General features: G+C 53.3%; 32 protein-coding genes. 14 read left to right on the top strand and 18 right to left on the bottom strand.

Going from position 1 to position 25,588, the window contains the following annotated elements; genetic code table 11:
- Positions 1–55: 55 nt before the first annotated feature.
- The 4 genes from NRG23_RS09095 to NRG23_RS09110 all read right to left on the bottom strand — a co-directional run bounded on the left by NRG23_RS09095 (position 56) and on the right by NRG23_RS09110 (position 2,186).
- Complete coding sequence (locus NRG23_RS09095) at positions 56–439, bottom strand: hypothetical protein (protein ID WP_257374425.1); 384 nt, start codon at positions 437–439, stop codon at positions 56–58.
- A 113-nt stretch (positions 440–552) separates the two neighbouring features.
- The gene (locus NRG23_RS09100) at positions 553–975 is read right to left on the bottom strand and encodes a hypothetical protein (RefSeq protein WP_257374426.1); all 423 of its coding nucleotides are present in this window, start codon (positions 973–975) and stop codon (positions 553–555) included.
- A gap of 89 nt (positions 976–1,064) precedes the next feature.
- On the bottom strand, positions 1,065–1,625 hold the full coding sequence (locus NRG23_RS09105; protein WP_257374427.1) for a hypothetical protein: 561 nt from the start codon (positions 1,623–1,625) through the stop codon (positions 1,065–1,067).
- 165 nt (positions 1,626–1,790) lie between these two features.
- Entirely contained in the window at positions 1,791–2,186 is a 396-nt protein-coding gene (locus tag NRG23_RS09110; RefSeq protein WP_257374428.1) for a hypothetical protein, read from the bottom strand.
- Positions 2,187–2,356: 170 nt separating this feature from the next.
- Between NRG23_RS09110 and NRG23_RS09115 the strand changes: the two genes are divergently transcribed.
- Entirely contained in the window at positions 2,357–2,818 is a 462-nt protein-coding gene (locus tag NRG23_RS09115) for a helix-turn-helix domain-containing protein (protein WP_257374429.1), read from the top strand.
- 391 nt (positions 2,819–3,209) lie between these two features.
- On the opposite strand, the gene NRG23_RS09120 is transcribed toward NRG23_RS09115, so the two are convergent.
- Positions 3,210–3,725: a hypothetical protein gene (locus NRG23_RS09120; protein ID WP_306674804.1), complete on the bottom strand. Its 516-nt coding sequence runs from the start codon at positions 3,723–3,725 to the stop codon at positions 3,210–3,212.
- A 111-nt stretch (positions 3,726–3,836) separates the two neighbouring features.
- Between NRG23_RS09120 and NRG23_RS09125 the strand changes: the two genes are divergently transcribed.
- Both NRG23_RS09125 and NRG23_RS09130 read left to right on the top strand, forming a co-directional pair.
- Entirely contained in the window at positions 3,837–4,217 is a 381-nt protein-coding gene (locus NRG23_RS09125; RefSeq protein WP_257374430.1) for a hypothetical protein, read from the top strand.
- A gap of 3 nt (positions 4,218–4,220) precedes the next feature.
- Entirely contained in the window at positions 4,221–4,550 is a 330-nt protein-coding gene (locus NRG23_RS09130; RefSeq protein WP_257374431.1) for a hypothetical protein, read from the top strand.
- Between the two features lie 188 nt (positions 4,551–4,738).
- On the opposite strand, the gene NRG23_RS09135 is transcribed toward NRG23_RS09130, so the two are convergent.
- Positions 4,739–5,901 (bottom strand): IS3 family transposase gene (locus tag NRG23_RS09135; RefSeq protein WP_257374432.1). Its coding sequence is split into 2 segments (ribosomal slippage): positions 4,739–5,646 and positions 5,646–5,901, totalling 1,164 coding nucleotides; the frame shifts between segments, so codons are not numbered across the junction.
- A gap of 139 nt (positions 5,902–6,040) precedes the next feature.
- Here NRG23_RS09135 and NRG23_RS09140 point away from each other — a divergent pair.
- Both NRG23_RS09140 and NRG23_RS09145 read left to right on the top strand, forming a co-directional pair.
- Complete coding sequence (locus tag NRG23_RS09140) at positions 6,041–6,718, top strand: DUF4238 domain-containing protein (protein ID WP_257374433.1); 678 nt, start codon at positions 6,041–6,043, stop codon at positions 6,716–6,718.
- Positions 6,719–6,959: 241 nt separating this feature from the next.
- A complete protein-coding gene (locus NRG23_RS09145) occupies positions 6,960–7,187 on the top strand; it encodes a hypothetical protein (protein WP_257374434.1) in 228 nt (75 codons plus the stop codon).
- Between the two features lie 255 nt (positions 7,188–7,442).
- Here the strand turns inward: NRG23_RS09145 and NRG23_RS09150 are convergent, their stop codons facing one another.
- The 4 genes from NRG23_RS09150 to NRG23_RS09165 all read right to left on the bottom strand — a co-directional run bounded on the left by NRG23_RS09150 (position 7,443) and on the right by NRG23_RS09165 (position 10,201).
- Positions 7,443–8,039 (bottom strand): hypothetical protein, encoded by a 597-nt coding sequence (locus NRG23_RS09150; protein ID WP_257374435.1) that lies wholly within the window; start codon positions 8,037–8,039, stop codon positions 7,443–7,445.
- A 515-nt stretch (positions 8,040–8,554) separates the two neighbouring features.
- Positions 8,555–9,373, bottom strand: a complete 819-nt coding sequence (locus tag NRG23_RS09155; RefSeq protein ID WP_257375135.1) for a hypothetical protein — start codon at positions 9,371–9,373, stop codon at positions 8,555–8,557.
- Positions 9,373–9,780, bottom strand: coding sequence for a hypothetical protein (locus NRG23_RS09160; RefSeq protein WP_257374436.1), 408 nt, complete (start codon positions 9,778–9,780; stop codon positions 9,373–9,375). Before NRG23_RS09160 ends, NRG23_RS09155 begins: the two co-directional genes overlap by 1 nt.
- A 55-nt stretch (positions 9,781–9,835) precedes the next feature.
- Complete coding sequence (locus NRG23_RS09165; protein ID WP_257374437.1) at positions 9,836–10,201, bottom strand: histone-like nucleoid-structuring protein, MvaT/MvaU family; 366 nt, start codon at positions 10,199–10,201, stop codon at positions 9,836–9,838.
- 152 nt (positions 10,202–10,353) lie between these two features.
- Here NRG23_RS09165 and bamE point away from each other — a divergent pair, with 152 nt between their 5' ends.
- The gene (gene bamE, locus NRG23_RS09170; protein ID WP_257374438.1) at positions 10,354–10,740 is read left to right on the top strand and encodes an outer membrane protein assembly factor BamE; all 387 of its coding nucleotides are present in this window, start codon (positions 10,354–10,356) and stop codon (positions 10,738–10,740) included.
- Between the two features lie 128 nt (positions 10,741–10,868).
- Here bamE and NRG23_RS09175 read toward each other — a convergent pair whose 3' ends face one another.
- Both NRG23_RS09175 and NRG23_RS09180 read right to left on the bottom strand, forming a co-directional pair.
- A complete protein-coding gene (locus tag NRG23_RS09175) occupies positions 10,869–11,267 on the bottom strand; it encodes a hypothetical protein (RefSeq protein ID WP_257374439.1) in 399 nt (132 codons plus the stop codon).
- Positions 11,268–11,458: 191 nt separating this feature from the next.
- Positions 11,459–13,780: a replication protein RepA gene (locus tag NRG23_RS09180; protein ID WP_257374440.1), complete on the bottom strand. Its 2,322-nt coding sequence runs from the start codon at positions 13,778–13,780 to the stop codon at positions 11,459–11,461.
- Between the two features lie 493 nt (positions 13,781–14,273).
- On the opposite strand from NRG23_RS09180, the gene NRG23_RS09185 reads away from it, so the two are divergent.
- The 3 genes from NRG23_RS09185 (at position 14,274) to NRG23_RS09195 (ending at position 16,311) form a co-directional block, all read left to right on the top strand.
- Positions 14,274–15,536: a hypothetical protein gene (locus NRG23_RS09185; RefSeq protein ID WP_257374441.1), complete on the top strand. Its 1,263-nt coding sequence runs from the start codon at positions 14,274–14,276 to the stop codon at positions 15,534–15,536.
- 318 nt (positions 15,537–15,854) lie between these two features.
- On the top strand, positions 15,855–16,076 hold the full coding sequence (locus NRG23_RS09190) for a helix-turn-helix domain-containing protein (protein ID WP_257374442.1): 222 nt from the start codon (positions 15,855–15,857) through the stop codon (positions 16,074–16,076).
- Between the two features lies 1 nt (position 16,077).
- Entirely contained in the window at positions 16,078–16,311 is a 234-nt protein-coding gene (locus NRG23_RS09195; RefSeq protein ID WP_257374443.1) for a helix-turn-helix domain-containing protein, read from the top strand.
- 37 nt (positions 16,312–16,348) lie between these two features.
- Here the strand turns inward: NRG23_RS09195 and NRG23_RS09200 are convergent, their stop codons facing one another.
- Positions 16,349–17,380, bottom strand: coding sequence for a site-specific integrase (locus NRG23_RS09200; RefSeq protein ID WP_257374444.1), 1,032 nt, complete (start codon positions 17,378–17,380; stop codon positions 16,349–16,351).
- A gap of 257 nt (positions 17,381–17,637) precedes the next feature.
- Between NRG23_RS09200 and dusA the strand changes: the two genes are divergently transcribed.
- Both dusA and tal read left to right on the top strand, forming a co-directional pair.
- Positions 17,638–18,603: a tRNA dihydrouridine(20/20a) synthase DusA gene (gene dusA / locus NRG23_RS09205; RefSeq protein ID WP_257374446.1), complete on the top strand. Its 966-nt coding sequence runs from the start codon at positions 17,638–17,640 to the stop codon at positions 18,601–18,603.
- A 189-nt stretch (positions 18,604–18,792) separates the two neighbouring features.
- On the top strand, positions 18,793–19,719 hold the full coding sequence (gene tal, locus NRG23_RS09210) for a transaldolase (protein ID WP_028682986.1): 927 nt from the start codon (positions 18,793–18,795) through the stop codon (positions 19,717–19,719).
- Positions 19,720–19,793: 74 nt separating this feature from the next.
- Here the strand turns inward: tal and rssC are convergent, their stop codons facing one another.
- Positions 19,794–20,276: an anti-sigma factor antagonist RssC gene (gene rssC / locus NRG23_RS09215; RefSeq protein ID WP_007926970.1), complete on the bottom strand. Its 483-nt coding sequence runs from the start codon at positions 20,274–20,276 to the stop codon at positions 19,794–19,796.
- Positions 20,276–21,457: a two-component system response regulator RssB gene (rssB, locus tag NRG23_RS09220; RefSeq protein WP_007926968.1), complete on the bottom strand. Its 1,182-nt coding sequence runs from the start codon at positions 21,455–21,457 to the stop codon at positions 20,276–20,278. Before rssB ends, rssC begins: the two co-directional genes overlap by 1 nt.
- Positions 21,458–21,734: 277 nt before the next feature.
- Here rssB and NRG23_RS09225 point away from each other — a divergent pair, with 277 nt between their 5' ends.
- On the top strand, positions 21,735–22,034 hold the full coding sequence (locus tag NRG23_RS09225) for a PilZ domain-containing protein (protein WP_016704930.1): 300 nt from the start codon (positions 21,735–21,737) through the stop codon (positions 22,032–22,034).
- A gap of 60 nt (positions 22,035–22,094) precedes the next feature.
- Here the strand turns inward: NRG23_RS09225 and NRG23_RS09230 are convergent, their stop codons facing one another.
- The gene (locus tag NRG23_RS09230; protein WP_009047984.1) at positions 22,095–22,778 is read right to left on the bottom strand and encodes a VacJ family lipoprotein; all 684 of its coding nucleotides are present in this window, start codon (positions 22,776–22,778) and stop codon (positions 22,095–22,097) included.
- A 202-nt stretch (positions 22,779–22,980) separates the two neighbouring features.
- Here NRG23_RS09230 and NRG23_RS09235 point away from each other — a divergent pair, with 202 nt between their 5' ends.
- Together NRG23_RS09235 and NRG23_RS09240 are read left to right on the top strand one after the other, a co-directional pair.
- Positions 22,981–23,601, top strand: a complete 621-nt coding sequence (locus NRG23_RS09235; RefSeq protein WP_009047983.1) for a hypothetical protein — start codon at positions 22,981–22,983, stop codon at positions 23,599–23,601.
- Positions 23,602–23,714: 113 nt separating this feature from the next.
- On the top strand, positions 23,715–23,978 hold the full coding sequence (locus tag NRG23_RS09240) for a DUF4404 family protein (RefSeq protein WP_007926964.1): 264 nt from the start codon (positions 23,715–23,717) through the stop codon (positions 23,976–23,978).
- Between the two features lie 48 nt (positions 23,979–24,026).
- On the opposite strand, the gene queF is transcribed toward NRG23_RS09240, so the two are convergent.
- Both queF and NRG23_RS09250 read right to left on the bottom strand, forming a co-directional pair.
- Positions 24,027–24,857 (bottom strand): NADPH-dependent 7-cyano-7-deazaguanine reductase QueF, encoded by an 831-nt coding sequence (queF, locus tag NRG23_RS09245; RefSeq protein ID WP_257374454.1) that lies wholly within the window; start codon positions 24,855–24,857, stop codon positions 24,027–24,029.
- 68 nt (positions 24,858–24,925) lie between these two features.
- Complete coding sequence (locus tag NRG23_RS09250) at positions 24,926–25,480, bottom strand: plastocyanin/azurin family copper-binding protein (RefSeq protein WP_016704932.1); 555 nt, start codon at positions 25,478–25,480, stop codon at positions 24,926–24,928.
- Positions 25,481–25,588 lie beyond the last annotated feature (108 nt).

The raw sequence follows: 25,588 nt of genomic DNA on the forward strand, positions 1-25,588 counted from the left end.
GTGAGCCTAAGTAGCTTCCCCGAAACGGAACCTGCCCAATCAGATGCACATCGCTCTACTGCACCGCAGGGGCCGTAAAGACATAGCGGCCCTGCCTAGCTCGCAGGAATGTCCTGAGGCTAGCCCTACCATAACCGCGCTTAAAGGATGCCACAACGTAACGCGAGTTCATCGTGGTGAGCACCCAGAACTTCCCCTCTTTTCTCGCAAAACAAATTTCTGATGTCCGCACAAAATGCCCGTCTGCAAACCGCCCAAGCTCCTCGCGCTTTTTATGGCCAAAGACCACACCGATTGCTGTACAAGAAGAAACGAACACGTCGCTCAGATAAGCTGTAACGGGCTCATCGAATGACTGAGCATCTGCTAGGACAATGCGCTTCAGATGAAAATCTGTCAGGCGTTTACCATGCAGCTCTACGTTGATCGTATTCAGCATTTATCCGCTCCCAAGTGCATATTCATTGGGGTGTAACTCGATTTATGAAACGTAACATTGGCAATGTTACAGTGGGAAAATCGTGTTACACCTTTGGGAAACCTTACTTTTTTTCAGTAAATCTTCCGAAGGTTTGTCAGAGTGCTGGCATCGAAGGTTGGATCGTGAACGTCGACGTACACTGCGCCGCTCTCAACCTCCAGTCGGGACACTGGGATCTCGTTTTTGTCATAGCCAACAGAAACCGACGTGAGCCTTTCCATCCGCCAGCTGCCGCTTTTATTGATCCAGGGCGGAGTGACGACCTGGAGCTCATCTATGACGAGGTCAGGGCCTTGCACCGAGATGAGTTCGAACAATTTGGTCTCATCATTAAGCATCTCCACCAAGGAGATAAATCGATCCTCGTAACGCTGTTTAATGCTGACGTGATACCAGTGCGTCGCCAAGCTCCGAGACACAGCGTGCCAGTGCGCAAGGCCTTCTCCGAACATTCCTGGAAGTCCCGCCATTTCATGTGTGTGAGTTCTGAACATATCGTGTCTCGGATTCAAACCATCGTCGAAGCAATGCCTAGGTATCAAGGCAGTACATAGGTTATTCAGTAAGGGTATGCCACTCCTGCTTACTTATGGAGCTTGCTAAATCGACTTGAGAGTTCAGCCGCATCGACGGTTTTCCAAGATTCTGGATCAGATGTCTTTTTCAACATATTCCAGCCAGCCCACAAAAAAAACAGCGCGGCCAGAGCTGCCTCTACCAAGGCCACGACACTTGTGTACTCCATTATCATCGGATGCTGCCCACCAATGAAGTTCATCATGGGTACAATAGAAACTAGCCAACCCAATGGAAATACTACACAGAAAGCCAAAACCGCATAAAAAACCATCAAAAGCGGAACTGTCAGCCGGATATGACTCGCGAACGTCTTTGCGCCGTTTTCTTTCTGCATGCCGTACACGATGCCAGAATTCTTTTCCTTGTGCGCAGAGTTTTTGAATAGACCGTATAGTGTTACGGTCTCTCTAGCCTCCATTTCTTCGTACATTTTTTTCGAAAGAGTTAGGTTTGGAAGAACCTGGCCGTCAATGCTTATGACGACTTTGTAGCTATCTCCGTGATCAGAGTTAACTTTGATGTAGTCGACCTTTCCCGTCACTTTTACACAATCGAATTTGAACACAAAAAACTCCTAGTTTTCGTTATGAGCGTCCTAACTCTAGACCGACAAAGATCTTAAAATTCAGACAAAGAGGCGCCATTAAGCTCGCGTGACTGCGGGCCTTGTCGATATCAATGTTGTCGCGGGTACTAATATGCCTAGTGGTTTCTCAGCCCATTGCCTCGATTAGAAAAAAGAGAAGATTGTTTTTAAGCTTGCCACCCTCTCATGGCCGTCTCCCATGAGCACGTACACAGAGTTCTTGGTTTCAAACATCACACCGTCATACGAGATAGCCATGCTGCTGCGTACCCAATCGCCGGATCGAAAGCGGCCTCGACTGTCCTCAACCACTTTGTGGGCAAACACAAAAAGCGGGAGGTGGCCGGCAGCATTGACTTTCGCAAGCTCGTCTTGGTTCAGTGCTGCTCTAAAGACTATCCAATCCTCTACCAGGCAATACGCTTTGTTCGGGAAGCGTTGAGCTACTAGGCGGAAAACGGCGTCGCGGGAAGGCGATTTTTCAAGGCTGGATGTGGGAGTTTCACTCCAGATCCCGCCATCAACAGTCCCCTCATTCATCCGCTACCTCATCCTGCGAATATTCGTTGTATCGACAGAGCACAACCTATAGCGATGAGTCGCTACGCGAAGCAGGCACATCGGACTAATTACTCACTTAAATCAATATATAGATTTGAGTGAATCTACGCAAACGCGGCATACCGTCTCCTTTTGTGGGGATACTCGAAATGTCGCTGCGTAGGCCCTATGCGGCAGTCCTCCAGCTGCTGCGCATCCGGCAAGGTCTCTCTCAGCAAGAAATTGCTGGAAAGGTTGCGCAATCTCATGTGAGTCAGCTTGAGACTCTCAAGACCACCGCTACTGTGGACGTTACAAATGAGCTGGCCTCGGCCCTCAATGTCGAAGCCACGACTTTTTTCGCATTAGTGATTGCGGCAAATCGTCAGCGGTCGGCCAGGCACGTACTGCTATCAGCTCTCGCTGAGCTCGAGGAGTTGGGGCTCGCCGATGAGATTTTGCCTCAGGAGCCTCGACAGCTCGAACCGCCTCGGGTGACTGCGGCAAGAGAGAAGTGGCAAGCGATCCAAGAGCTGAAAAGCAAGGGATATAGTCAAAGCCAAGTTGTCCTCGAACTCGGCTACTCCAAAGCTACGGTATGGCGTCTGTGGAGCAATGAGCCCGGTGTGTAACGCAGGCGGCGGGATGGGTCAGTTTTGCATCGGTACTGACAGCTAGCAGCGATTCAAGCACGCTAGCCAGGCACCTAGCGATGAACAGGGTAGCCGAGAACAGGCTGCTGGGGCGATGCCCAAAAACCATCCAAAAGCTTGATGAGTTTGTTAAGGCTCAATGAAAGCATCGACATATCCTTTCGTGAGTATCTGATAGCTGCATTGGAGAGACACGAACTTGTTGTCACATTTGACGCCTGTGCTCATGACTTCACCGGGGACGATCTGCTCAGACAGTCAACGTCGACGAATGCAGAAAAACTTTCAATATCGAAGACAGCTAGGTTCACAAGAAACACCTCTGATCCACCAGTCTCGTCTATTTCATTTGCGATGCCGACGGGAAGTATCACATCCAGTCAGCCACTAAGCCCCGCCTGACCTCAGCTAGCCTGGTCGCGCAGCCAGGCTCCCACTTTGTCGAGCCTCCCAGTTCCTGAAGCCCTGGCGTTCCTGACGCCAATAGGTCAAGAAATCGCTGCCTGTCAGGCGCTGCTGGGAACCACTCTGCGATCTCGACATTGCAGTGCTGCGAATCGCTCAAGGCCCACCTAACAACCATATCTGCAGCGGCTCTGAAGTGATCCGCCATATAAATCGTCAGGCCTTCCACTGGCCAGCCTCTCTTAACCAGGGATGGGGTGGCATCAAAGATCCCTGCATCAGCAAAAAAAACCATGGTGTCCGGATAATGGATGCCTGCAACCGACAGCTTCAGCACCCCGGAGTCACGATCAAAGTAGGCAATCGAATGCCACCCGCCTGTAGTACCACCTGATGAAGGAAAGTTGATCGCTGCTTTGCCTGTAATGTAGTGCTCACGGGTAACACGCGAAAGGTCGTGGCCGAACTGTGGCTTATTCATCAAGGCAACGTATCACCGCACGCTAGGGCCTCGCAACGTCGTTTGACTCCAAGCCTACCCCCCGCCAAGATAGCCATTGGCATAGCGCTAGCACGGGATCTGGAGGTAAGGATGCAAGACGTCGAGAGCTTTTTCCGGATAGCCATCAAGCGCGCTGGATATGCAGCCGTTGTTGATCTTCTCGGCGACTCCGTGCAGGAGATGGAGCTCGACGAGAATCACAAGGGTCTCTGGCTGAGTTTCAAGAAAGAACGCATTGTCGTTAGGCACGATTCCTCCGGCTTTGTCTGTTTCAAAGTCGATCTTGCCAAAGAGCGGCTTGCACCATTGCTTCATGAAGCCCAGATACCAACGCATTTCGTCGACTTTGAGGCTTCTGTAATCGCCCCTGATAGCTACCCTTTAGAAGTCGCTGTCGTCTTCCCTGGCGGTGAGTATCAAGCTCTCATCAAGCCTGCGAGCTACTGGGATCACTGGAGCTACGATGCTTAAGACATGCATTGCCTGAGCCGTGAGCAGTTGATCAATGAAGGCCAACCACCTTTAGCAGTCTCGCAAGGGATGAACCGCCTCTTTGACGGCAAAATCCTGTGCTCCGACAACCCAGCGGACTGCTACTGGCTGGACGTGCTGTACGAAGCTGCTGGTATTGAGCCGACCTTTACGATTCAGCCCATTGAGTCGTTTGTGGGTCGTGAAGTTGCCGGTGAGATATACAGTCGACTGCCGGTAAGGAAAGGACACCGAGCGCTTCAAGACACGCAGTCCTTTTCAGCCTCCGTTGCAGCGTACTTTTTAGATGTAGGCCAAGGCGAACAGAAATGAAAAAGGACATCCAAAGCAAGAATCACTATGTCTGGGCGCACTACCTTCGTGGCTGGTCTCACGACAGGCAAAATATCTTCTATCGCACGAAGAAGGGAAACATCCGATCTGATAGCACCACAGGGTTAGGGAGAGCCGACAAGTTCTATAAAATTACTCCTCTCAACGATTTGGACGTTGTGTGGTGGTCAACTAATCCCGGACACGACGTTAAGTTTTTCTTCGGCCCGAGCTGGCGCCAGCCCACCGTTGAATTGATGGGGTCGAATCCAGTTGTACCGATGCATCAAGAATTGGCTGATATCACGCTGGGCTTCTTGAGCCGTTCTGTAGCCCGTGGTCGGTATCCATTCTGTTTTCAAGCTGCGGAACACGCGCTCCATTGGCGCGTTGTCCCAGCAATTTCCCCGCCGGCTCATGCTCTGACGCATGCGATAACGCCACAGCCGCTGGCGAAATAAACGACTCGTATACTGCGACCCTTGATCCGAGTGAAACAGCAGGCCCTGAGGTTTGCCTCGTTGCTCGTAAGCCATATCCAGCGCCTTGATAACCAGATCGGCGTCCGGCTTTTCCGACAACGCCCAGCCCACTACCCGGCGTGTGCAAAGATCCAGCACGACAGCCAGGTAATGCCATTTCCCCTGGGCCCAGATGTAGGTGATGTCGCCGCACCACACCTGGTTGGGTGCCGGAACATCGAACTCCCGATTCAAGATGTTCGGGATATCCAACCGTTCAACTGTCGCTCGTTTATAGGCATGTGATCCGGGCTGTTTACTGACGAGGTCAAGCTCGCGCATCAGGCTGCGCACTTTGAATCGACCGAGCTGCTCACCGTCGTCACGCATCAGCGACAGGATGCTGCGGCTGCCCGCAGCACTGCGACTTTGCGAGAACAGCTGGCTCACCCGGCTGCGCAACCGAAGCCGTTCGACATCAGGTGTTCGGCGCCTAAGGCGCTGGGCGTAGTAGCACGAACGGGTGACTTCAAACACCTTGCACAGCCAATCAATCGGCTCATGGACGCTCAGCTGATTGATCAGCGCGTACGCTCGTGATCTTCCGACATCAAGAGCGCGGTAGCCTTTTTTAATATCGATTTTTCCCGTTCAAGGCGGGCGATCCGGGCTTCCAGCTCCTGGATTTTCTGCTGTTCCGGGGTCAGCGCTTTGCTCTGCGGAGTGACGCCTTGGCGCTCCTGCTGAACCTGATCAACCCAGCGGCGCAGGGCCGATTCGCCGACGCCGAGTGAACGGCTGGCTTCGATGTAGCTGTAGTTTTGCTTGAGCACGAGGTCGGCAGCCTCGCGTTTGAATTCAGCAGAACATGAACGGCGTTGTTTGGTCATCTGACACCTCGATCTGGCGAGTATTCTCACCTAAATGGGTGTCCGGTTTCATTAGACCACTACAGTTGAGTTCATCAAGTTATGGATATCCATTTGCGATCCTGCTGCGCAGAGGATTCATTATGGCTTTCTGGAAAAGATGATTATCTACTCGCGTCTGTTAAATGCACTAGACCCGGTCAAAGATAAGGCGGAATGTGACCAGATCACCTTCAATACAATTGAGCAGCTCCATACAGGTATCGAAAGCGATGTCCGGCCAGTAATAGACGCTCTCCGACAAGGTGATTTCGAATCCCTAAGGAAAGAAAATGCTCTTAACAACCTAATCAGCTATATGGGACACCAGTTCTCAAGGACGAAAGTCTTTCGCGCCATCCTTGATTCATCAGCCCAAACAAATAATGAGGCGATGAACAATCTGATTCAGAAGAACAACTGGTTTATGGCCATCCTCGTCGGCGTCAATATGGGCTACAGCACGGCCATGTACTACGAGACGAAGAATGTAGTTTGGCTGATCAACAACACTGATACTCGATTCATTACGAGTGACAATCCGGTGATCAACGTTCATCCATCAGTGCTCAATCGCAAGCCTAACGGCATACCTCCGTTACATACTGATCTATATTTCCCGATCTCTCCAACCCTTGCATACATGGTTAATGACTCAGATTACTGGGGAGATGGAAAAGTAGAAGCCACCAGCGAGACAGTCACTGCGCTCAATAGGCAAATGCTCATCAGATGTGATGAGACCGTATATGGAGATAGCATGGAAATCATAAAACAGACCAAGCTTCCAAAAGCATAAGCCCTCCAGAGCCTTTTTCTTTGCCTGTCGGTTTGACAGCAAACATATATCCCGTTTTGAGCACCACGTCTGCAATTACTTTATGAGTATCCTGCTGGTATACGTATCTGTGTTTTCAGGGGTGCCAGGGCACTATTTACCCTCATTCCTGACCGACCTCGAAAAGTGAAGAAAAAAGGTGTTGAACCGCCCAAGGCTCACTGCCATGATTTATACATAAGCACTTGTCGAGGAATAAATTATGGGCGGTTATGTAGTGGTTCATGCGGGATCAGGCACAATTAGCGAAGTATATGAGACTGAAGATCAGGCACAGCTGGCTCGACTTGAACAAATCGAAGAGCATTTAGCAGAAGCTGTCGAGCACGAGTCTGCTGACCCGACTCACACTGCTTATAGCCTCGCCGATATTGCAGATCGGATTCGTGAAGAGTGGCGCACTTTGCTCTATGTGTGCGAAGCGGAATAACGGTCATGCTTTGGCTTGCCAGACTATTCAGGAGAGATAAGCCCAAGACTACTTGGGAGCTCAAGGAACAGCAGTTCGTCTTAGCCATCAATAGTCTCAAGACCCTCCGAGTCACCGACCGTGGTGGCATGAGTATTGATCCCGATGAACTCAGAGAGCAGGTTATTCAGGAAAGGGAAAGATTGAAGTACCTGGTGCGCAGGAGCTGAGCATCAGTGGTTTGACAACAACCGTCAGCCCAAGGCATCCAATAATTCAAAATCGAATCGTAATATCGATCTGCTCAACACTGATACCAAATTTCATCGCCAATCCGGCCTTTGCCTCTTCCACTGTCAGAGCATTATTTCCTTCCACCGGCTTCTCTGGCAATGGGTCGTCGAGTTGCACTGCTTCGTAGTCGTCACCGGGCATTTCTTCAGGCTCTTTATTTTCAAGGCTGAAGCGAACGCCCAATCGAGTCCATGACAAATCTTCAAGATCATCAAATGTATGAATTCCGAAATCCGACAAATGCTTATACGCGACCGGGTTTCTATTCCCCAACCAACAATCCGGGACATTAAGCTCTGCATATTCCGAAATATTGATGATCGCTCGATCTGTGGCACCTTTTTGCGTGGATTTCGTTACGGAGCTGATCTTCCCTATCAGGAATGCGGTTTTGTGGTCAGCAGTGGCTTGGCCCCAGGTCTCGTTTCGGTTCTGTACACACACCACGTATTTCCGTTTTGAAGCTTTCGACATGTCTATTCGCCACGCCTGGCTGCCGCCTTCACGGAGAATCCGTTCTTTGCCTCGGCAGGTGAACACCGTGACACATTCCTCATTACCAATATCGTCATTTTCCATCACATGGACTCCATCACTGATTTAAGACTAGGCAGATACTAGCCAAAATCAGTTGATAGTCAAGCAATGTTTATGCAGTGTTTACGTAGTCTTTTAATTCGTAATGGCTAGTGTTTGACCTGACGAGCTGGTGGCGTCCCAAGGTCAACTGCCGATCATTCCGCCCCTCCGATCCCCCTGGACGAGCTGGTTGAGCTAATGGCGCCAATCCGACCTACCCCACAGACGATGTTCTTTTGCTAACAAACGCGGCGATGGAAGGATTGGCTGTGATCTGGCGTGATGGGTTTCGCTACAGCAAGGCAGAGATATTGCTCATGGATCTGCGTAAGCGTGGTGAGTTCACTGGTGACCTGTTCACGCCGAGCCAACCGGCCAAGACGGACGAGCTGAAGGCCATGTTGGACAGGATCAAGGGAAATTTGACAAGAACACGCTGCACTCAGCTCGGATGCCGTTGACTGCAGCGTGGGGAATGAAGCGAGAGATGATGAGCCGGAGCTATACGACGAGTATTACGCAGCTGATGCGGTTTCAGGCGCAGTGGCGTCGTCTTCTTCCAGTGGTTGTTCAATTTTGGAGTCACCTGGGGCTATCCACCGCCTGGCTTCTTCTAAAAACTCGTAAAAGCAGGACTGAAGACTTGAGCGGAAAGCGTGCACACCGCTGGCATAGTCAATAAATTCGCTGTCGTCCCGATCTACTTCGGGTGTGTTGTTCACATCGAAAACTTGCCTACTGGTGTAAACGTCACTCTCTGGCTCGTTTCCGTACTCTTCAACCAAAAGTCTAACTTTGTCCGTGATTACGAGCCATTGGAGCGTTTCTTCTGGGCCAAGCATAGCCGCAATAGTTAGCGTTTTCTGAAAGTCAGGCAGCCTGGAATGGGCAGTAAACAGCGCGCACTTGAGCTTTCCTAAGCCTGGTTTTTCATCAACCTCTTTCAGGCACTGGTCAATGCAGTCTTTGGTTAGTATTAACTCGCTGACCTGAGTGATCGCCATCGCATGGCCGAACCAATGCCTTTTGATGTATGAGTCAATGATAGATGCGACAAGAAGATTCAGTGTGCGCCTACTTAGCCTTTCTCGTTTCGTTCTTGGCACCAGGTCTATCAGTACGTAGAAGAAGTAAGCAGCAATTAGACTCGTGAGCAGATCACCAACGATGTCAAAAGCCTTTGATTGGAAAAATGAAACCCATGTGGCCCAACCTGGCACCTGCATAAAATCAGGCACTGCGAATTTAACCCTAACAATAACCAACAAGGCCAATGCTACAAATGCGCTGAAGAGCAGCCACCGCTCACGCGTATCTTTCCAAAAATCAAACATCACTCACCCTTGATTCCGTTAGAGAGCTCATACAACCGCACTTCATTCAGTGCTTCCGCATATAGATCGTCAATTATGTCCACCGCCTTGGCCATTGAGGATCTGTAAGACTCGCGGTGGTAGAGGTCTGGCATCCATGAATCGTCGGACGGGTTCGCTCGATATAAAGCGGCCATCTCCCTGACCTTTTCGTAGACCGAAAGGCAAGAAAGCAAGCGACCTGGAGGAGACTGGCTCCCTAGCTCCCCAGCGAGGCGGTAGCCAAGTAGGAATTCTCCCATCTCCACTCCGGCCTGGACGGCATCATCACGCAATACCGCTAGCTCATAAGCAGAATCAAAAAGCTCTGGATGACCAGCTAAGCTCACCAGCGCCGAAAAGCGTTCTATCTCACGACTTTCATCCATGTGACCTCCAAACAAAAAGAGCCCCGCAGGGCCCTAGTTTGTACTCAAACTGATCCTACTGAGTGCGCCAGGACTCGACAACATCTGCGCCAAACTCGTTTTTCCATTCTTTTAGCTGACGGTGATTCCCGCCCTTGGTTTCGATCAACTCGCCGGAGTTCGGGTTTTTGTAGATTTTGACGTCACGGGCCTTCCGGACACCCTTTGGAGCGGCGGCAGCTGGAGCACGGCGCGAGGCTTGGGGATCTAGCAGAGCGATGACGTTGCGCAGGCTGTAGCCGTAATCAGCAAGCAAGGCGCGCAGTTTAGTCTCAAAAGCGACTTCCTGTTTCAGGCCCTCATCGCCTTTCATCGCTTCCAAAGCGGCTAGTTGCTCGGCAAGATGTTTTTCGAGTTGACGGTATTCAGCAAGACGGGACATTTGATTCTCCAAATAAGGTTTTTGCCAGTATAGGTGAACGGCTCTAGCATGCCCATCCTGGGTGACTTTGGTTATAAAAGTCTTTACGATCAGGCCGCCGAAGGCATCACTTAGCCATCATGCGTACTAGATCGTCAAAGGGAATTAATTTTTTGAACAAAGTTAGCGTTTTCGCAGCAGCAGCTCTCTCCGTAGCACTACTCAGTGGCTGTGCAGCAGCCAAAAAGGTCACATCTGGCCTGGACTACAGCACTGGGACTTATGTGACACAGCAGCAGGTTGACTCATTCCAGAAAGGCAAAACACGTCAGGCTGACGTGATCGCTGCAATTGGCAATCCGCCGCAGAAAGCGGAAATCATGGGTAAGGAAGTATGGACTTACACTTACACCCTGATCCCCGCACTGCCGTTCCAGCCGAATAAGTTTGAGAACACTGTAGTTGAATTCGACAAAAAAGGTGTTGTGGTAAATGCCTACAAAACTGGCGGCACCCCTGGTCAAAGCGGCAATCCACTGATCAACGCTGCCGGCATGTAAGATCGAGAGGGCCTACGCAAGGCCCTCTTTTGTTTGGCTAAGAATCACTCCCAACTAAACCAACTCCACCGACAACCGATCCGAGTTATCCGCAAGACTGAAATCATTACTCAGGATGCCCCGATGCTTCATTTCGTGCAGTAAGTCCTCTTGCGATCGCCCAGAGTCCACGTCACTACGTCACCGCCGCGCTGGAACACGCGGACACGAGACACTTCCTTCTCACCCCATTGGCCGTCAGCAACAACTGCTTTCTCTTGGATACGGATCTCGATCAGACGGTCATCTTCGTCGAGCCTATAGCCCAAGATGTTGTCGCCGCTCAGGTGATAAGCGTATAGCCGGCCACCATCAACAGCTGCATCCATTGCGATGAAGGAAGAGCCGTTCCATAGGGCATCTTCGAACGTGGTGGAGCATAGGCCGGTGAGACTCGTACCTTTGCCGTCGACGGCTTTGACGTACTCGTCAGCTAAATCCTGGTGCGTTTCGCTTTTGACCACGATAGGCCTAGTGAACGGCTTCAATGCCAGGTTCTTGGCAGCCCTATCTACATAGTTGGTGAGAAAAAATCGAAGTAGTCGACGGCGGTAAGAGCCTGGAGGTTCTCCAGGTTCTTTCGGCAGGTATTGAACCTTTTGGCCATTCAATAGCAATTAGCGAAGTGGTTAAAATATTTAAGCCAGGTAAATTAGTGCGCCTTCCTAGCGCTTTGTATTCAGATGTAACGATTCATCTGAGCGAGTGAATCCGTGGTAACTACGTAGAAGAAGTTTTTTTTGCCGTCAACGTCTTTGGTGCGTTCGCGCCGTTTTACGTTAAGTCCGAACTGCGCAAATATCTTTGTGATATCAGCTTTCTTGGCCTGATCACTCTTAGCTGATCCAATTCTGATACCGGAGCTGATGACGTCGGAGCGAATTGCGTTGAGCTTGTCGAAGAGCGCCACGCTGTCATCTCCAGTCCAGTTATTCGTTCCACTCATGATTTGTACCGCTGGCTTGAGCAAAGACAGGACTTTCGGAGCACTCGACTCGACGTACTCGTCGCAATGGAAGTGATGATGGAGCTTCCGATACTTCACAATTTTTGCTTCACCCTCACCGCCCCCCCAGAGTCTGGCATCAGCTTTGTTGAAGTCGCTAACCTTCATCACTGCAACAGCCTGCCCACGGACTGCTTGCAGGTGTTCTTCCTCGTTTGCAGAACCAGACTCCACAACGCCCTGGATCAACGCCTCATTGCCTTTGGCGCTATTGATGAGCTTGGTTGCGATCTCGTTTTTAACTGCTTTCCGTGCCTGCCCGTCAGCTCGGGAGCCTGACTCGGCCTGGGCCTCGTCGTGCTCCAGAACCTCGATATTGAAGCCACGGGCGATCAGACTGGCTGGGAGCGTGTTTTGGATGTTGTCGCGCATCCACGCTTCCTGCGAACGGTGTGTGTACTCAAGGCACTGAAACTCGCCGAGCTTTCCGTTTGCAAACGCAACGGAGCGAATCTTGTCCTTGGCTTCATCGTCAATTTTGAGTCCAGCCAGGATGTCTTCCATTTTCGCTTCGTCGCTCTTGAAGGCAACCTCGACAGATTCCAGCTTGCTGTACTGAGGCTGCTTAATTCCGACTACAAAGCTCTCGGCCCTCCTGTCGCGGCGGAGCATCTGGATGGCATCGCTAGGAACGACCTGGCCCTGGAAAATACCGAAGTGCGCTTTGAAGTGGCCTGACGTAATCGAAAGCGCTGAGATAATGACTGGACTGTAAATGACGACTTTGTGCGAATCTGCGTTTGGGTTTGCAATGAACGCAGCCTGATCAGGCCAGCGAGCAGTATTAGCAGTGATCACCAGCGCTTTAGGCCCACCTTTTCTTTCAATTGCTTTAGCTAGCGCCAGGGCTTCCTTCACGACATCACAAGCGATCAGTACAGTTGTAGCAGCCAGCCCAGTAATCCCGTTCGCCGGATCAGCTTCTCTGCCAGTCGCGGCTTCTACAGCCATGGCCCTGACGTGATTGATGTCACCGGTACGCACCGTGATATTCGAGTGATCCTGGGTTTTCTTAAACAACCTGCAGTCACCCAGCATTGTCATGCAGCGGCTGTCGATGTCGGCATCGCTGAAAATTACGTTCGCTGTGTTTTTGACGACAAAATCCAGGGTGTCCCATACGGCCTGGCGATTCCTTACTTCGCCGCCCAAGACGTGGCTGATGACCTGCGAGGCTTCGTCGATCACCACAAGGTCGACACCTTTGATGAAATGCTTGAACTTGTGATTGGAGAGTGAGTTGACGACAATCTTCAAGCCTTTGGCATTTTTCAGGTCGTCGGGGTGATCACACTCGTCGTAGCTGACGATGCCTTCCATTGTGGCGGCGTTCTTATTGATCGAGCGGCGGTGAGAGATCACCAGGACTTTCTTGCCAGCATCGAGATAGTGCTGAATGACCGGGTTATTGATCCTGGACGTCTTGCCGTCGCCTGTGGGAAGGCTGATAGCGAACTTGCCGCCGTCTTGCAGGATGATTGCTGTGATTGCTTCAGGGCTCTCTGCGGCCTCGCCAGGAACAGTAAGAAGGTTTGTCTTCGCATTCATCTGCTCATTCATTTGAGCGAGCTTGCGTTGGATCAGACTGAAGCAGGCCTCGGGTACTCGGCCAGTGGCCATGGCAAGGGTGTTCACCTTTTCTTCAAGCTTCCCGGAAACGAACGCGTCACGAGCGATTTCGAAGGCGGCGCTGTCGAAAGCTTTGTCACTGCCATCGTTTTGGGCAATGAGAAGAGCGATGGACAGCTTCGACATGTTGTAGATGCACTTAGTGATCTGACCCAGAGCTTCGCTGTGCAGTCCTGAGGCGGTCTTGTAAGCCACCGAAACGGCGCGGAGGACATTGTCATCGACCGACACTAGGCGAGTCACGCTTGCGTACTCTTTAAGCTCAAGCGCCTTGTCCAGGGATTGCTCGTTGTTGTCGATAATCATGATTTCTTTTGGCTTGTTAGCGACTTCAACGCTTTTCGTGTTGCTTTTTGAGTTACTCATATTACATTCCTTTTTACGTTCTTCGCTACGCACAGCGTCGATACAACAAGTATTAAACTTGAGCCAAAGCCGACGCAATAACGCTAATACCAAATAGACAAAATAAATATACTAGCTATACAGCACTTATCTCCGACAACCCTAAAAACAGTTTTCCTGAATCAAAAGGTAGGGCCCAGGGCATAGTAGATGGGGTGCCATCCTTCCTTCTTTCTCTTAAATAAAGAGAGGGGTAGATGGGGCGGCCTGCTGCTAATAAAATCTGGTTCAGAAAAACTTGGCCGTCAACACCAGGACAAAAATAAACGCTCATAAACCAGTTACAGCACACCCAAAGCCCATTCATAACCCACTAAAAATCAATATTTATTAAAACCCATTGCACCAACACTTGCTCCTTTTTAATACTGGGAACAGATGAGCGTAAGAATCAGAAAAAGGAAATGTAAACGTGATTAAATTTTCAACGCAACCATGGGCTTCAACGAACTCCTTGACCACCGCCAGCGCCAACAACCTCCACTCTATATATGAAAGTAGCTTCGCATCGCCGTTGATATTAGCTGACAAAGAAAGAGCCCCGACATTTGTACCGGCTATATTCCGGGAGCCAGTCCGACTTGCTGAGCATGTGATTTCATCGAGCATCATCGTATTCGACATCGACCAAAAACTGGGCGAAGGCTACGACGGGGACATGATCCAGCTCGAAGACGTCGAAGATGCTCTGATCGACTTGGGACTTGAGCACTTTGTTTATACGAGTCACTCGCACACGCTTGAAGCACCGCGTTTTCGCATCGTCATCACTCCGTCCAGGCAGGTCTATCCAACTGAGCACGACCAAGTGTATGCCGCCATACTTGAGCAAATCGATGACTTCCTGGGCGGTCGCATGCTCCGCGCCCTCGACCACTGCTGGAAGAGTCTCTCTCATTGCTTCTACGTCTACACCGCGCACCCAGATCGCAAGGCGTTTGCAATCAGCTTCTACAACCCTGGCCACCCGGCAGACGTGGACGAATACAAGCTCCACCAGTCCAGCTATGGCCTCGAAACTGAATACAAGCCCGGAGCCTCGCGTAAAGCCTCAGGTGGCACAGGTGCAAGAGGAAGGTCTTATCAGCTCAATCGCATCGTCGGAGGCATGATCACATCATCAACAGAGGACGAGATCGCAAAGCGCTTGTTCGAGTTCGATAATACTGAGCACGCAGGAGACGAATACTTCCGCGACATGCAATACAGCCGAAACAGGCCTCGCCCAGGCGAATCGACTGAAGCCGCAGCTAGGCGTTCATGCAAGATATTCGCTAAATCGCACATCAACTCGTTAAAGCGTAAGCTCCGCAAACAAGACGACATCAAGATCGTCAACGCGAAAGCGCAGTCAAAGGAGCCGATGCCGACACATGACGCGATGATTAAGTTTCGCTCGGTTAAGAACCAGCCAACTAAAAAAGGCGGTCAATCAGCACTGATGGAGCTTCAGGTGATGTCGGGAGAGCACGCAGGTAGGCATTTTTGGCACCGATTCTATGGTGATGGCAATCACCCCACTGCGATCAAAATCAGTAAATCAATCCAAGAGAAAATATCGAAAGCCACTAATACAGAAATGCAGAGCTTAATGGACTTAATCAACGCCGAAGGCCATATAGTTCACGCTAGAATTAAACTAAACCAGGAAAATAACGGATTCCCATCTCAAAACGAAATTGGTGATTTACATTTGACAACAAACCGCACACATTAAAACATGTGGTACAACAACCAATGCATTGAAGTTTACTTCCTTTTTCTTCTTTGCATAATAAGCGTCACCTGCAGCCCCACTCGGTCGCCCACCAGAGGGGCTTTTTTTTGCCTGCGATCAGCCTATCAGAGTATGTTTTCTGCATACCCTTAGTTAACGGTATGCTCTCAGGATCTCGTAAAAGAAGTACATTTTCTACTTGATTTTCGATCAAAAAACATTTCTCATGTATTGCCAAACCGCAGGTACGAGACCGGGCTCAAAAAGTTTCAGGGAGCGCTGACGGTCATGATGGCGGGTGCTTCCAGGGCAAGTTGTATGCACAAAGGGATCATGCAGGAAATGGGCTTTCTGACCGAGGACGATGTAGCTAATCTGTTTAATGTCGCTCGGCCAACCCTGGAAAATTGGCGCAGGCATGGGACAGGCCCAGCAAATGCGCATGCAGGCAACCTGTTCTTCTTCCCGGTCAAAGGTGTCAGTGCTTTTTTGATGTCGAGAGTTAAAGGCTTTGGTATCACTCAAGGTGGGGCTGCTTGATATGAGTGATATCAGAAGAAGGATCGCTGACGAGATCAACTGCTACACAGCCGAGGACATCAGCGAGCTTGCCAAGGTAAAGATGGAAACCCTGGAATACTGGAGAAAGAAAGGTAAGGGCCCAAAGGCTATACATTTTGGTAGCGCATATCTTTATCCGAAAGCCTCGGTTATGGAGTTTATCGCTGAACTGACGAAGGGGCCTAGCGACGACTTTATCAGACGCTGTATCTAAACGATGACGATACAGAAAGGGCCGCCCAGGCCCTTTTTTATTTGCCGCTGATTGCTAGCAACTCTGCTATCTGTGCAGCCATAACGCTCATGTTCTCATTAATGCTCTTCGTATCTTCCATCTTATCGCTGAGTGCTCCATGCGCAACGTGTACATCTGAAGGTTTGACGTGCGTGTACCGCTTCAACGTCTGCCAATCTTTATGTCCGCTCATCAGTGCTACCTGAGGAACGTTAAGGCCCATGGCGAAGAAGTCCGAAATAGCCTTGTGACGAATATCGTGAAATCTTGTAGGCCTTTTTATGCCTGCTGTCTGCCGCGCCCTAGTGTAAGAAGTGCTAACAGACTTCGGATTGTATGGAAATATAAATCCTGAGATCCTACCTGCAACAACCCTTTCGACAATTGCCCATGCTTTAGGCAATAGCGGCACAGTCTCGTCGTTGTATTCCTTTTCTGTCGGATGCTTCCGCTGACGAATGAGAACCGTTTTTGCTTCGTGATTAAGGTCTTCTATTTCTAGTCTGCAAATCTCAGACTGTCGCATAGATGTTGCCAGCGCGAACTCAATGATAGTTGGCATATCGATCTCCTGGCGTTTCCTACCATCGTATTGACTGATGATCGCATCAAGCTCCGACTGTGTTGGTACGCACTCGACTTCCCGACTTTTGATTCGCAGCTTGTGTTCTGTCTTGATCGACTTGCGCGACATGTCTGCTAGATCGGGGTCAATGTTAAGATATCTTGTCTCAGAGCAATGACGTAGCACACTCGACAGCATCGACAGATCTCCCGCGATTGTTACGCCCTGAACACCTTCGCGCTTGCGATCTTCGATGAAGGCTGACAAGTGATGCTTTGATAGCTTCTCAATACGAATTTTTCCAAATCGCGCTTTGAGGGACTTGTAGATGAACAGAGCGCTTCTTTGCAGCGTTCGTCCATTTTGTATGTATTCCAGATAGTCATCGATATAATGAGCGACAGTCGTACCGTCCGGCGCCACCATTTTTCCTGTCGCCCGGATCTCTTCTAGCTGGCGCTCCTTTTCCTCTGCAAAGTCCATTGCGAGCCTTTTTGTCGAAAACGTACCGCTGACAGGCCTGTGACCTTTGACTCGTATCAGTGCTCGCCAGCTGCCGCTAGGAAGCTTTTGTATTGATGCCATTCGTGTTCACTCAGTGTTCATTTGGGCGTACCCGAAGCATACCTTTCCTGTACACGCCGTGTACACCACATGTACCTAAACCACCTTTTTCAGTATGATTTTGAACACGAAACTATGCAAAATATTCCACTCAAACCCTTATAAATCAGTAACTTATGAATAGAACATTTTCTGTAGCACCCATGATGGACTGGACTGACCGCCATTGCCGCTTCTTCCTGCGCCTGCTGTCCAAGCAGGCCCTGCTCTACACCGAGATGGTCACCACCGGTGCGTTGCTCAATGGCGATCATGAGCGTTTTCTGCGTCATGACGAGTCCGAGCATCCCCTGGCGTTGCAGTTGGGTGGCAGTACGCCGGCGGATCTGGCGGCGTGTGCGCGGATGGCGCAGGAGCATGGTTACGACGAGGTGAACCTCAACGTCGGCTGCCCGAGCGATCGGGTGCAGAACAATATGATCGGTGCCTGTCTGATGGGGCATCCGGGGTTGGTGGCCGATTGCGTGAAGGCAATGCGCGATGCGGTGAGCATTCCGGTGACGGTCAAGCATCGGATCGGCATCAATGGCCGCGACAGTTATGAAGAGTTGTGCGACTTCGTCGGCCAGGTGCGCGAGGCCGGCTGCACCAGCTTTACCGTGCATGCGCGGATCGCGATTCTTGAAGGACTATCGCCGAAGGAAAACCGTGACATTCCTCCGCTGCGTTATGACGTGGCGGCACGACTGAAGGCGGACTTCCCCGAGCTGGAGATCATCCTCAACGGCGGCATCAAGACCCTGGAAGCCTGCCATGAGCACTTGCAGACTTTCGACGGGGTGATGCTGGGCCGCGAGGCTTATCACAATCCTTACCTGCTGGCGGAGGTGGATCAACAGTTGTTCGCCAGCACGGCGCCGGTGATTTCCCGGGCCGAAGCGCTGGCACAGTTGCGGCCCTATATCGCCAGGCACCTGGCCACAGGTGGCGCCATGCACCACATCACTCGCCATGTACTGGGGCTGGGCACCGGTTTTCCGGGGGCGCGCAAGTTCCGCCAACTGCTCTCGGTGGACATCCACAAGGCCAAGGATCCGCTGGCGCTGCTGGATCAGGCGGGGCAGTTGCTCGAAGGTCGCTAACGGTCGCGCGGGTTGAACCTGACGGGTGTTTTGGCATCGTAGTAAACGGATAGCGCCCCAGCATTCAAACACCTGTTTTTCAGGTTGTTGCCCTTGGGGCTTGTTTAGGCCTCCGCTTACCTCTTCACGCCCTTGAGCGGCTGTCAGCGCTCGGGTAATGTCAACAGACCCACAGGACAGAGCACACTCATGACTTCCAAGCTGGAACAACTCAAGCAGTTCACCACCGTGGTTGCCGACACCGGCGACTTCGACGCTATCGCCCGGGTCAAACCGGTAGACGCCACCACCAACCCTTCCCTGTTGCTCAAGGCCGCGGCCATTCCGGGTTACGCCGAGCTGCTGAATGCCTGCGTCAGCGACGTCAAGGGCGATGTCGGCCTGGCCAGCGACCGCTTTGGCGTCGCGGTGGGTAAAGAAATCCTCAAACTGATCCCGGGCCGTATTTCCACCGAAGTGGATGCACGCCTGTCGTTCGACACCGACGCCATGCTCAAGCGCGCCCATCGCCTGATCGAGCTGTACGACAAGGCTGGCATCGGCCGTGATCGTGTACTGATCAAGATCGCCTCCACCTGGGAAGGCATCCGCGCTGCCGAGCAACTGGAACGCGAAGGCATCCAGACCAACCTGACCCTGCTGTTCTCCTTCGCCCAGGCGATCGCCTGCGCCGAGGCCGGCGTGTTCCTGATCTCGCCGTTCGTGGGCCGTATCTACGACTGGTACAAAAAGGCCAGCGGCAACGACTACACCGGCGCCGACGATCCGGGCGTGCAATCGGTGACCCGCATCTACAACTACTACAAGGCCAATGACTACAAGACCGTGGTCATGGGTGCAAGCTTCCGTAACCTGAACCAGATCGAGCAACTGGCCGGCTGCGACCGCCTGACCATCAGCCCCGACCTGATCGAGAAGCTGGCCGCCGATACCGGCAAGCTGGAGCGCAAACTGATGCCGGGCCATGCTGGCGAAGCCCGCCAGAGCCTGAACGAAGCGCAGTTCCGCTGGGCCTCCAATGAAGACGCGATGGCTACCGAGAAACTGGCCGAAGGTATTCGTCAGTTCGCCCGCGACCAGGAAAAACTCGAGGCACTGCTGGCCGCCAAGCTCTGATCGAGCGAGCGCCAACGCAAAAGGGCGAACCCTCGTGGGTTCGCCCTTTTTTATGCGCTGCCGCTTTTATCGGATCAGTTACGTTCCAGGGCATTCACCAGATCGTGGAACGCCTCGCGATTGGAGTCGTTCAAGCCCATGAGGATCTTGTGCGCTTCCAGCACCTTGAGCCGCACCACCTCTTCCGACTGGTCCTGGGATGGCAGGTCGGTCAGGCATTCCGGGCATGGGATCGGACGGTCAACGATGTTGAACACCTGATCGAAGCCCATGGACTGCAGCAGCCGAGTGATGTCTTCGTGGGTGGTGACGACAGTCGGCAACAGGCCGACCTTTTGCCGCGACAGGATCGACAGCTTGGCCAGCAGGCCCAGGGTGGTGCTGTCGATGCTACGGGTTTCGGTCAGGTCGATCACGATCGCCGAGAAATTCAGCGCCGTGAAGATCCGCTCAATAGTCGCATCCAGCGCCGAACACAGGGTCAGGCGCACTTCACCGATAAACTTCAGGACAAAGGTGCCGTCCTGCTCGGCGAACTGGATTCTACCGGTACTCATTAAAGATTCCTGCTCAACACCAACAGGGCGATATCATCCGGCATCTCCCCTAGCGTGGCCAATCCAAAAACTTGCCGCAGACCATCCAGGCTGCCGCCTGCCGTTCTCACCCGTTCAGGTAAGGCGGCCTCTTTCTCTTTGAGTGTGGGTTCCGGCAAAAGGTCCAGAATGCCATCAGACATCAGCGTCAAGCTGAAGCTCGGAGGCAGTTCCAGAATGTGATCTTCATAGGTGGCTTCATTGAACAAGCCTACCGGCAGACCGCGCCCTTCCAGGTAACGCACACTGTCTGGCGTGTACAACACAGGCAATGGCAGGTGTCCGCCAATGCTATAGGTCAACAAGCCCGTCTCCTCGTCGATGACGCCACCGACCATTGTCACGTGTTTGCCCAGCTTACAGCTGATCAGACCACGGTTGATATGGCCAAGAACTTCCGACGGCTTGAATTCCGGCAAAGTGCCATTGCGCTTGGACTCGAACAGCAAGCGCGTGGTCATGAACTTGAGCAGCACCGTGACAAAGGCCGATGACGCGCCATGTCCGGAAACATCCGCCAGGTAAAAGGCTACGCGGCGCTCGTCGACACGAAAGTAATCGACGAAATCACCGGACAGGTACAACGACGGGATGATCTGGTGCGCGAACTTGAACTCATCGATGGTCCAGGGGCTCACCGGCAGCATGTTCATCTGCACCTGGCGCCCGGCGTTCTGATCCTCCTGCAACAGGCTCAGGCTGGCTTCGAGCTCACGGTTGGCGGCTTCCAGCTTCTCTCGGTAGCGCTGGTTTTCCAGCAGCAGGCGCGCACGATCCAGGGCCCGGCGCACCGAGTGCTCCAGCACCGCGAGGTCTTCCAGCGGCTTGATCAGATAGTCCGCTGCGCCCAGGCGCAGGGCCTCGACGGCATCGTTCATCACACCGGCACCGGAAACCACGATGACCGGGGTTTGCGGCTCGATGTCGGTTACCTGACGGATTAGTTCGAGGCCGCCCATCTGCGGCATGCGCAGATCGCAGATCACCAAGTCGGGCTTTTCCTGCTCGAACACCTGAAGTCCCTGCTGGCCGTTACTGGCCTGCAGGACGCTGAAGCCACTGTCTTCCAAATAGGCCGCGAGGCTCGCGCGCACTACTTCGTCGTCATCGATTATCAGCAGCGTGGCACTGGTTTTTGGCATGTGGGCAAACGGCGCCAGAATTAGGTTGGCGTAGGTGGCTGGGCACGAGGCCTGGACACACACTACTGGATTCGCTTTCTAGCCACTCTGGAAACGGAGCCAGGGCCCGTAGCCCTGCACGCTCGACCATCAGAGGTGCCCTTCTAAGGCGCAGACGGTACTCCCATCCGCGGGGCGTTTCAAGCTCATGCCGATGGTCGCTGGACGTCTTTACACCTCAAATCACCGGGAGTTATAAGAACAGACAAATCCGCAACTTAAACGCAGGATGGAGCCTATGAGCCCAAACGATCGTGACTACAGTGAAAAGCGCGATTACATCCGTATGCGGGTGGATGCAGAGGTCACGCTGATCCATCAGGGCCAGGTGATTCCAGCCGTCTGTATCGACCTTTCCAGCAGTGGCATGCAGGTCCGGGCACCACGCTCATTCAAGGTTGGCGACCAGCTCAGCGTGCGTATCGATTCCGACCATGCTGCCCTCAGGGGACTGGAAGCGGACACCGAAGTGGTCTGGGTCACCGAACTGGAAGGCAACGGCCAGAAACTTGGCCTTACAATCCTGAAGATGAACTGATTCTGAAACCCATGAAAAAAGGCGGCCTCGAGGCCGCCTTTTTCATGACTGGGTCAAAGCTTAAAAATCGTCTTCGACCTTGCCGTCCTTGACCTTGAACTCGCGGTTCTGCAGGTAGGCATTGCGAATGAAGGTGTACTTGTCGCCACTGATCAGCTTCTCGCTCGACAGCAGACTGGCGCGAGTGTCGACGACCTCCAGGGCAAACACGCTGTTACGCACCGGCACGTCGTTCACATAACGGTAACCGTCGGTAAAGCTGTCCACATACTTGGCCGGCGCGTCGCGCAGGGTGCTCGGACCGAAGAACGGCAGCATCACGTAAGGACCGCTGCCGACCCCCCAGTAACCCAGGGTCTGGCCGAAGTCTTCATCGTTACGCTGCAAACCCATCTTGGTGCTCACATCGAAAAAGCCCGCTACGCCGATGGTGGTGTTCATCAACAGCCGCGCAGTGTCGACGGCAGCGGCATGGGGCTTGGCCTGCAGGATATCGTTGGCCAGGTTGCCGACATCACCGATGTTACGGAAGAAGTTGTGAATGCCGTCTTCGAGAAATTGCGGCGTTACGGCCTGATAACCTTTTGCCAAGGGTTTCAGCGCATAGGTATCGATGGTGTCGTTGAAGGTGAAGATCGGACGGTTGATGCTTTCCCACGGATCGTCTTCCGCAGCGTGGGCCAAAACCGGCACCAGCAGCATGCCGGCACACATAAGCTGAGCGAGACGATTGCTCCAGCGCATAGCAGAAACTCCTTGGATTGTACTGTCGCGGGCGCTATGCCCTGGCGGTAAGCGCGCTAGTATAAGTCGGATATATCCATTTATGCAGCACTGGCGCAGCGCTTAGCCCTCTCCCCCCTCGTTTGCATGGCCTGTTCACGAGGCTGTCACCCAACGGTCATCTGCCGTCGATACGCTTGCAAGGTATTTCAGGGACGTCACGATGCCTCACGCCGAAGCCTTGCCTGTATCCGCCCCCACCTTGACCGCCGTGCTCTTTGGCCTCAGCGGTTGCCTGGTGGATTTCGGCGCGCGGATGCGCCTGCACAGCGCCGATCACCCGGTCCTGGAACAGGCCCACGCCACCCACGGCGCCCTGGACATCCTGCACAGCCTGCAACAACAAGGCGTACCTTGCGCCTGGCTCGACGAATTGCCCGACAGTCTCAGCCAGCGCCTGGCGAGTTCACTACCCGACTGGGTCATCGCCTCCCCCAACACAGGCTCCCGCTGGCCTGCTCCCGATGCCTGCTGGCAGGCGCTGATGGCCCTGAATGCCAGCCGGCTGGACGGCTGCGTGCTGGTCAGCGGCGAACCGCGCCTGCTGCAATCGGGCCTCAACGCCGGCCTGTGGACCATCGGCCTGGCGTCCTGCGGTTCGCTCTGTGGCATGAGCCCGGCGCAATGGCAGGCGCTGAGTCAGCAGGAACGCGAGCTCAAGCGTGGCAAGGCGACCCTGCATCTATTCAGCCTCGGCGTGCACTCGGTGATCGACCATCTGGGAGAGCTGCCGACCTGCCTCGCCGACATCGGCCAGCGTCGCCTGAAGGGTGAAAAACCCTGACTTGATCAAGATCATGCACATTGCCCGCGAGTGGATTACGCTAAGGTTCAGACATGGACCTTTAGCGAATCGGCGCGGTCCATGGCTGTGCCTATCAATGAAGGGAGAACGCCATGCCTGCCCGCGAACTGCAAGAACAGCTCAATACCCTGCGCGAGCAATTGGAGCAGAACCCACCGCTTTCGGAAGCAGAACGCGCCAATCTGCAGGAATTGATGCAACAGATCGAGCTCGAGCTCAAACTGGAAAACGCCACCCAGGACACCAGCCTGGCCGACGGGGTCAACCTCGCCGTCGAACGCTTCGAGCTTGAGCACCCCGCCATTGCCGGCACCTTGCGCAACATCGTGCAAACCCTCGGCAACATGGGGATTTAACCCCCTTACAAACAAAAAAAGCCCCGCTACCAGAGCGGGGCTTTTTCATTACTGGCGAACCAGTCGGAAGTTGGCGAAACTCGCGGTTTCGGTGCTGCGATACGGGTTGATGTCCAGGCCGCCACGACGCACATAACGCGCATACACCGTGAGCTTCTCCGGCTGCAGCAAACGCTGCAGGTCGAGGAAAATCCGCTCCACGCATTGCTCATGGAAGTCCGAGTGCTGGCGGAAGCTCACCAGGTAGGCCAGCAGGCTGGCGTGGTCCAGCGCCGGGCCACGGTACTCCACCACCACGCTGCCCCAGTCCGGCTGGCTGGTGACCGGGCAATTGGATTTGAGCAGATGACTGTGCACGCTCTCCTCGACAATCCGCGACCTGTCGCACTGCAGCAGCTCCGGACGTGGATGTTCATAGCTGCTGACGTTGATATCCAGCTCGTCGATGCAGGTCCCCGGCAAGGCCACCACACCTTCCGCCTCCACTTCGCCCAGGCTGCGGATCCGCACGCCCACCGGCTTGCCGGCCGCCGCCGAGAGGTCGACACGCAAGGTTTCTTCCAGGCTCTGGCGATCCGCGAAAGGGGTCTGGTTCAGCGAGTTGAGGTACAGCTTGAACGACTTCGACTCGATGATGTTCGGTGAGTCCGCCGGAATGCTGAACTCGGCGATGGCCACCACCGGCTTGCCGGAAGGCAGCAGCCAGGACAGCTCGAAGCAGTTCCAGAAGTCCACGCCTTTATAAGGCAGGGTGTCGGCGCTCAGGCCCAGCTCGGCCCATTTCGCCGCCCGCGGGATCGGGAACAGCAAGGACGGTGTGTAGGTGGAGACGTATTCACTGGACTTGCCCAGCGGCGAATGTTCGGCTGCGGGATGCATGGCGGAAACCTGACTGAAGAATCAGGCGATTCTATCAGTCTTTGCCTCCGCCTTTGAGCCCCAGGCGCTTACTGGCTGACGGTCAGCTTGCCGACCATGCCCGCCTGATAGTGCCCCGGGATATTGCAGGCGAACTCCAGGCTGCCGGCCTTGCTGAAGGTCCAGGTCAGCTCAGCGGTCTTGCCCGGCTCCACCAGCACGCTGTTCGGATCGTCGTGCTTCATGCCGGGCATCGCGCCATGCCCCATGGCGGCGTGATCCATGGCCCCGGCGGGCATACTCTTCATCGCGGTAGGTGTCAGCATGCCGCTCTGCTGCATCTTCAGCATTTCCTGCTGGTGCTCGGCATGCATGGCCGCGGTACCGAGATTGAGCTCATGCAGCAAATGGCCCTTGTTGATCAAGACGAAACGCACGGTCTCGCCAGCCTTGATGTCCAGGCTCTTGGGGGTGTAGGACATGTCGTTCATGACCACTTCCACCGTACGCGTGGCCTTGGCCGCCGAGGCCGCCTGACCGAAATCGTAGGTCTGCGCCGGCGATGCCCAGGCCGGTGCACCCAATGCCAGCAAACACGCGGCCAGCGTCAACGAACGAGGTAAAACACTCTTGGGTAAAAACATAGTCGTACTCCAATAAGATGAGGTTCAGCGTGTGTGAAACTCTAAGGCCGCACCGCTGCCAGCTGGCTGACTGCTAAATTACAACTTTGTCAGCTTGTGCCATGCGGC

Source organism: Pseudomonas sp. T8 (genome assembly GCF_024610635.1).
Classification (GTDB): Bacteria; Pseudomonadota; Gammaproteobacteria; order Pseudomonadales; family Pseudomonadaceae; genus Aquipseudomonas; species Aquipseudomonas chlororaphis_I.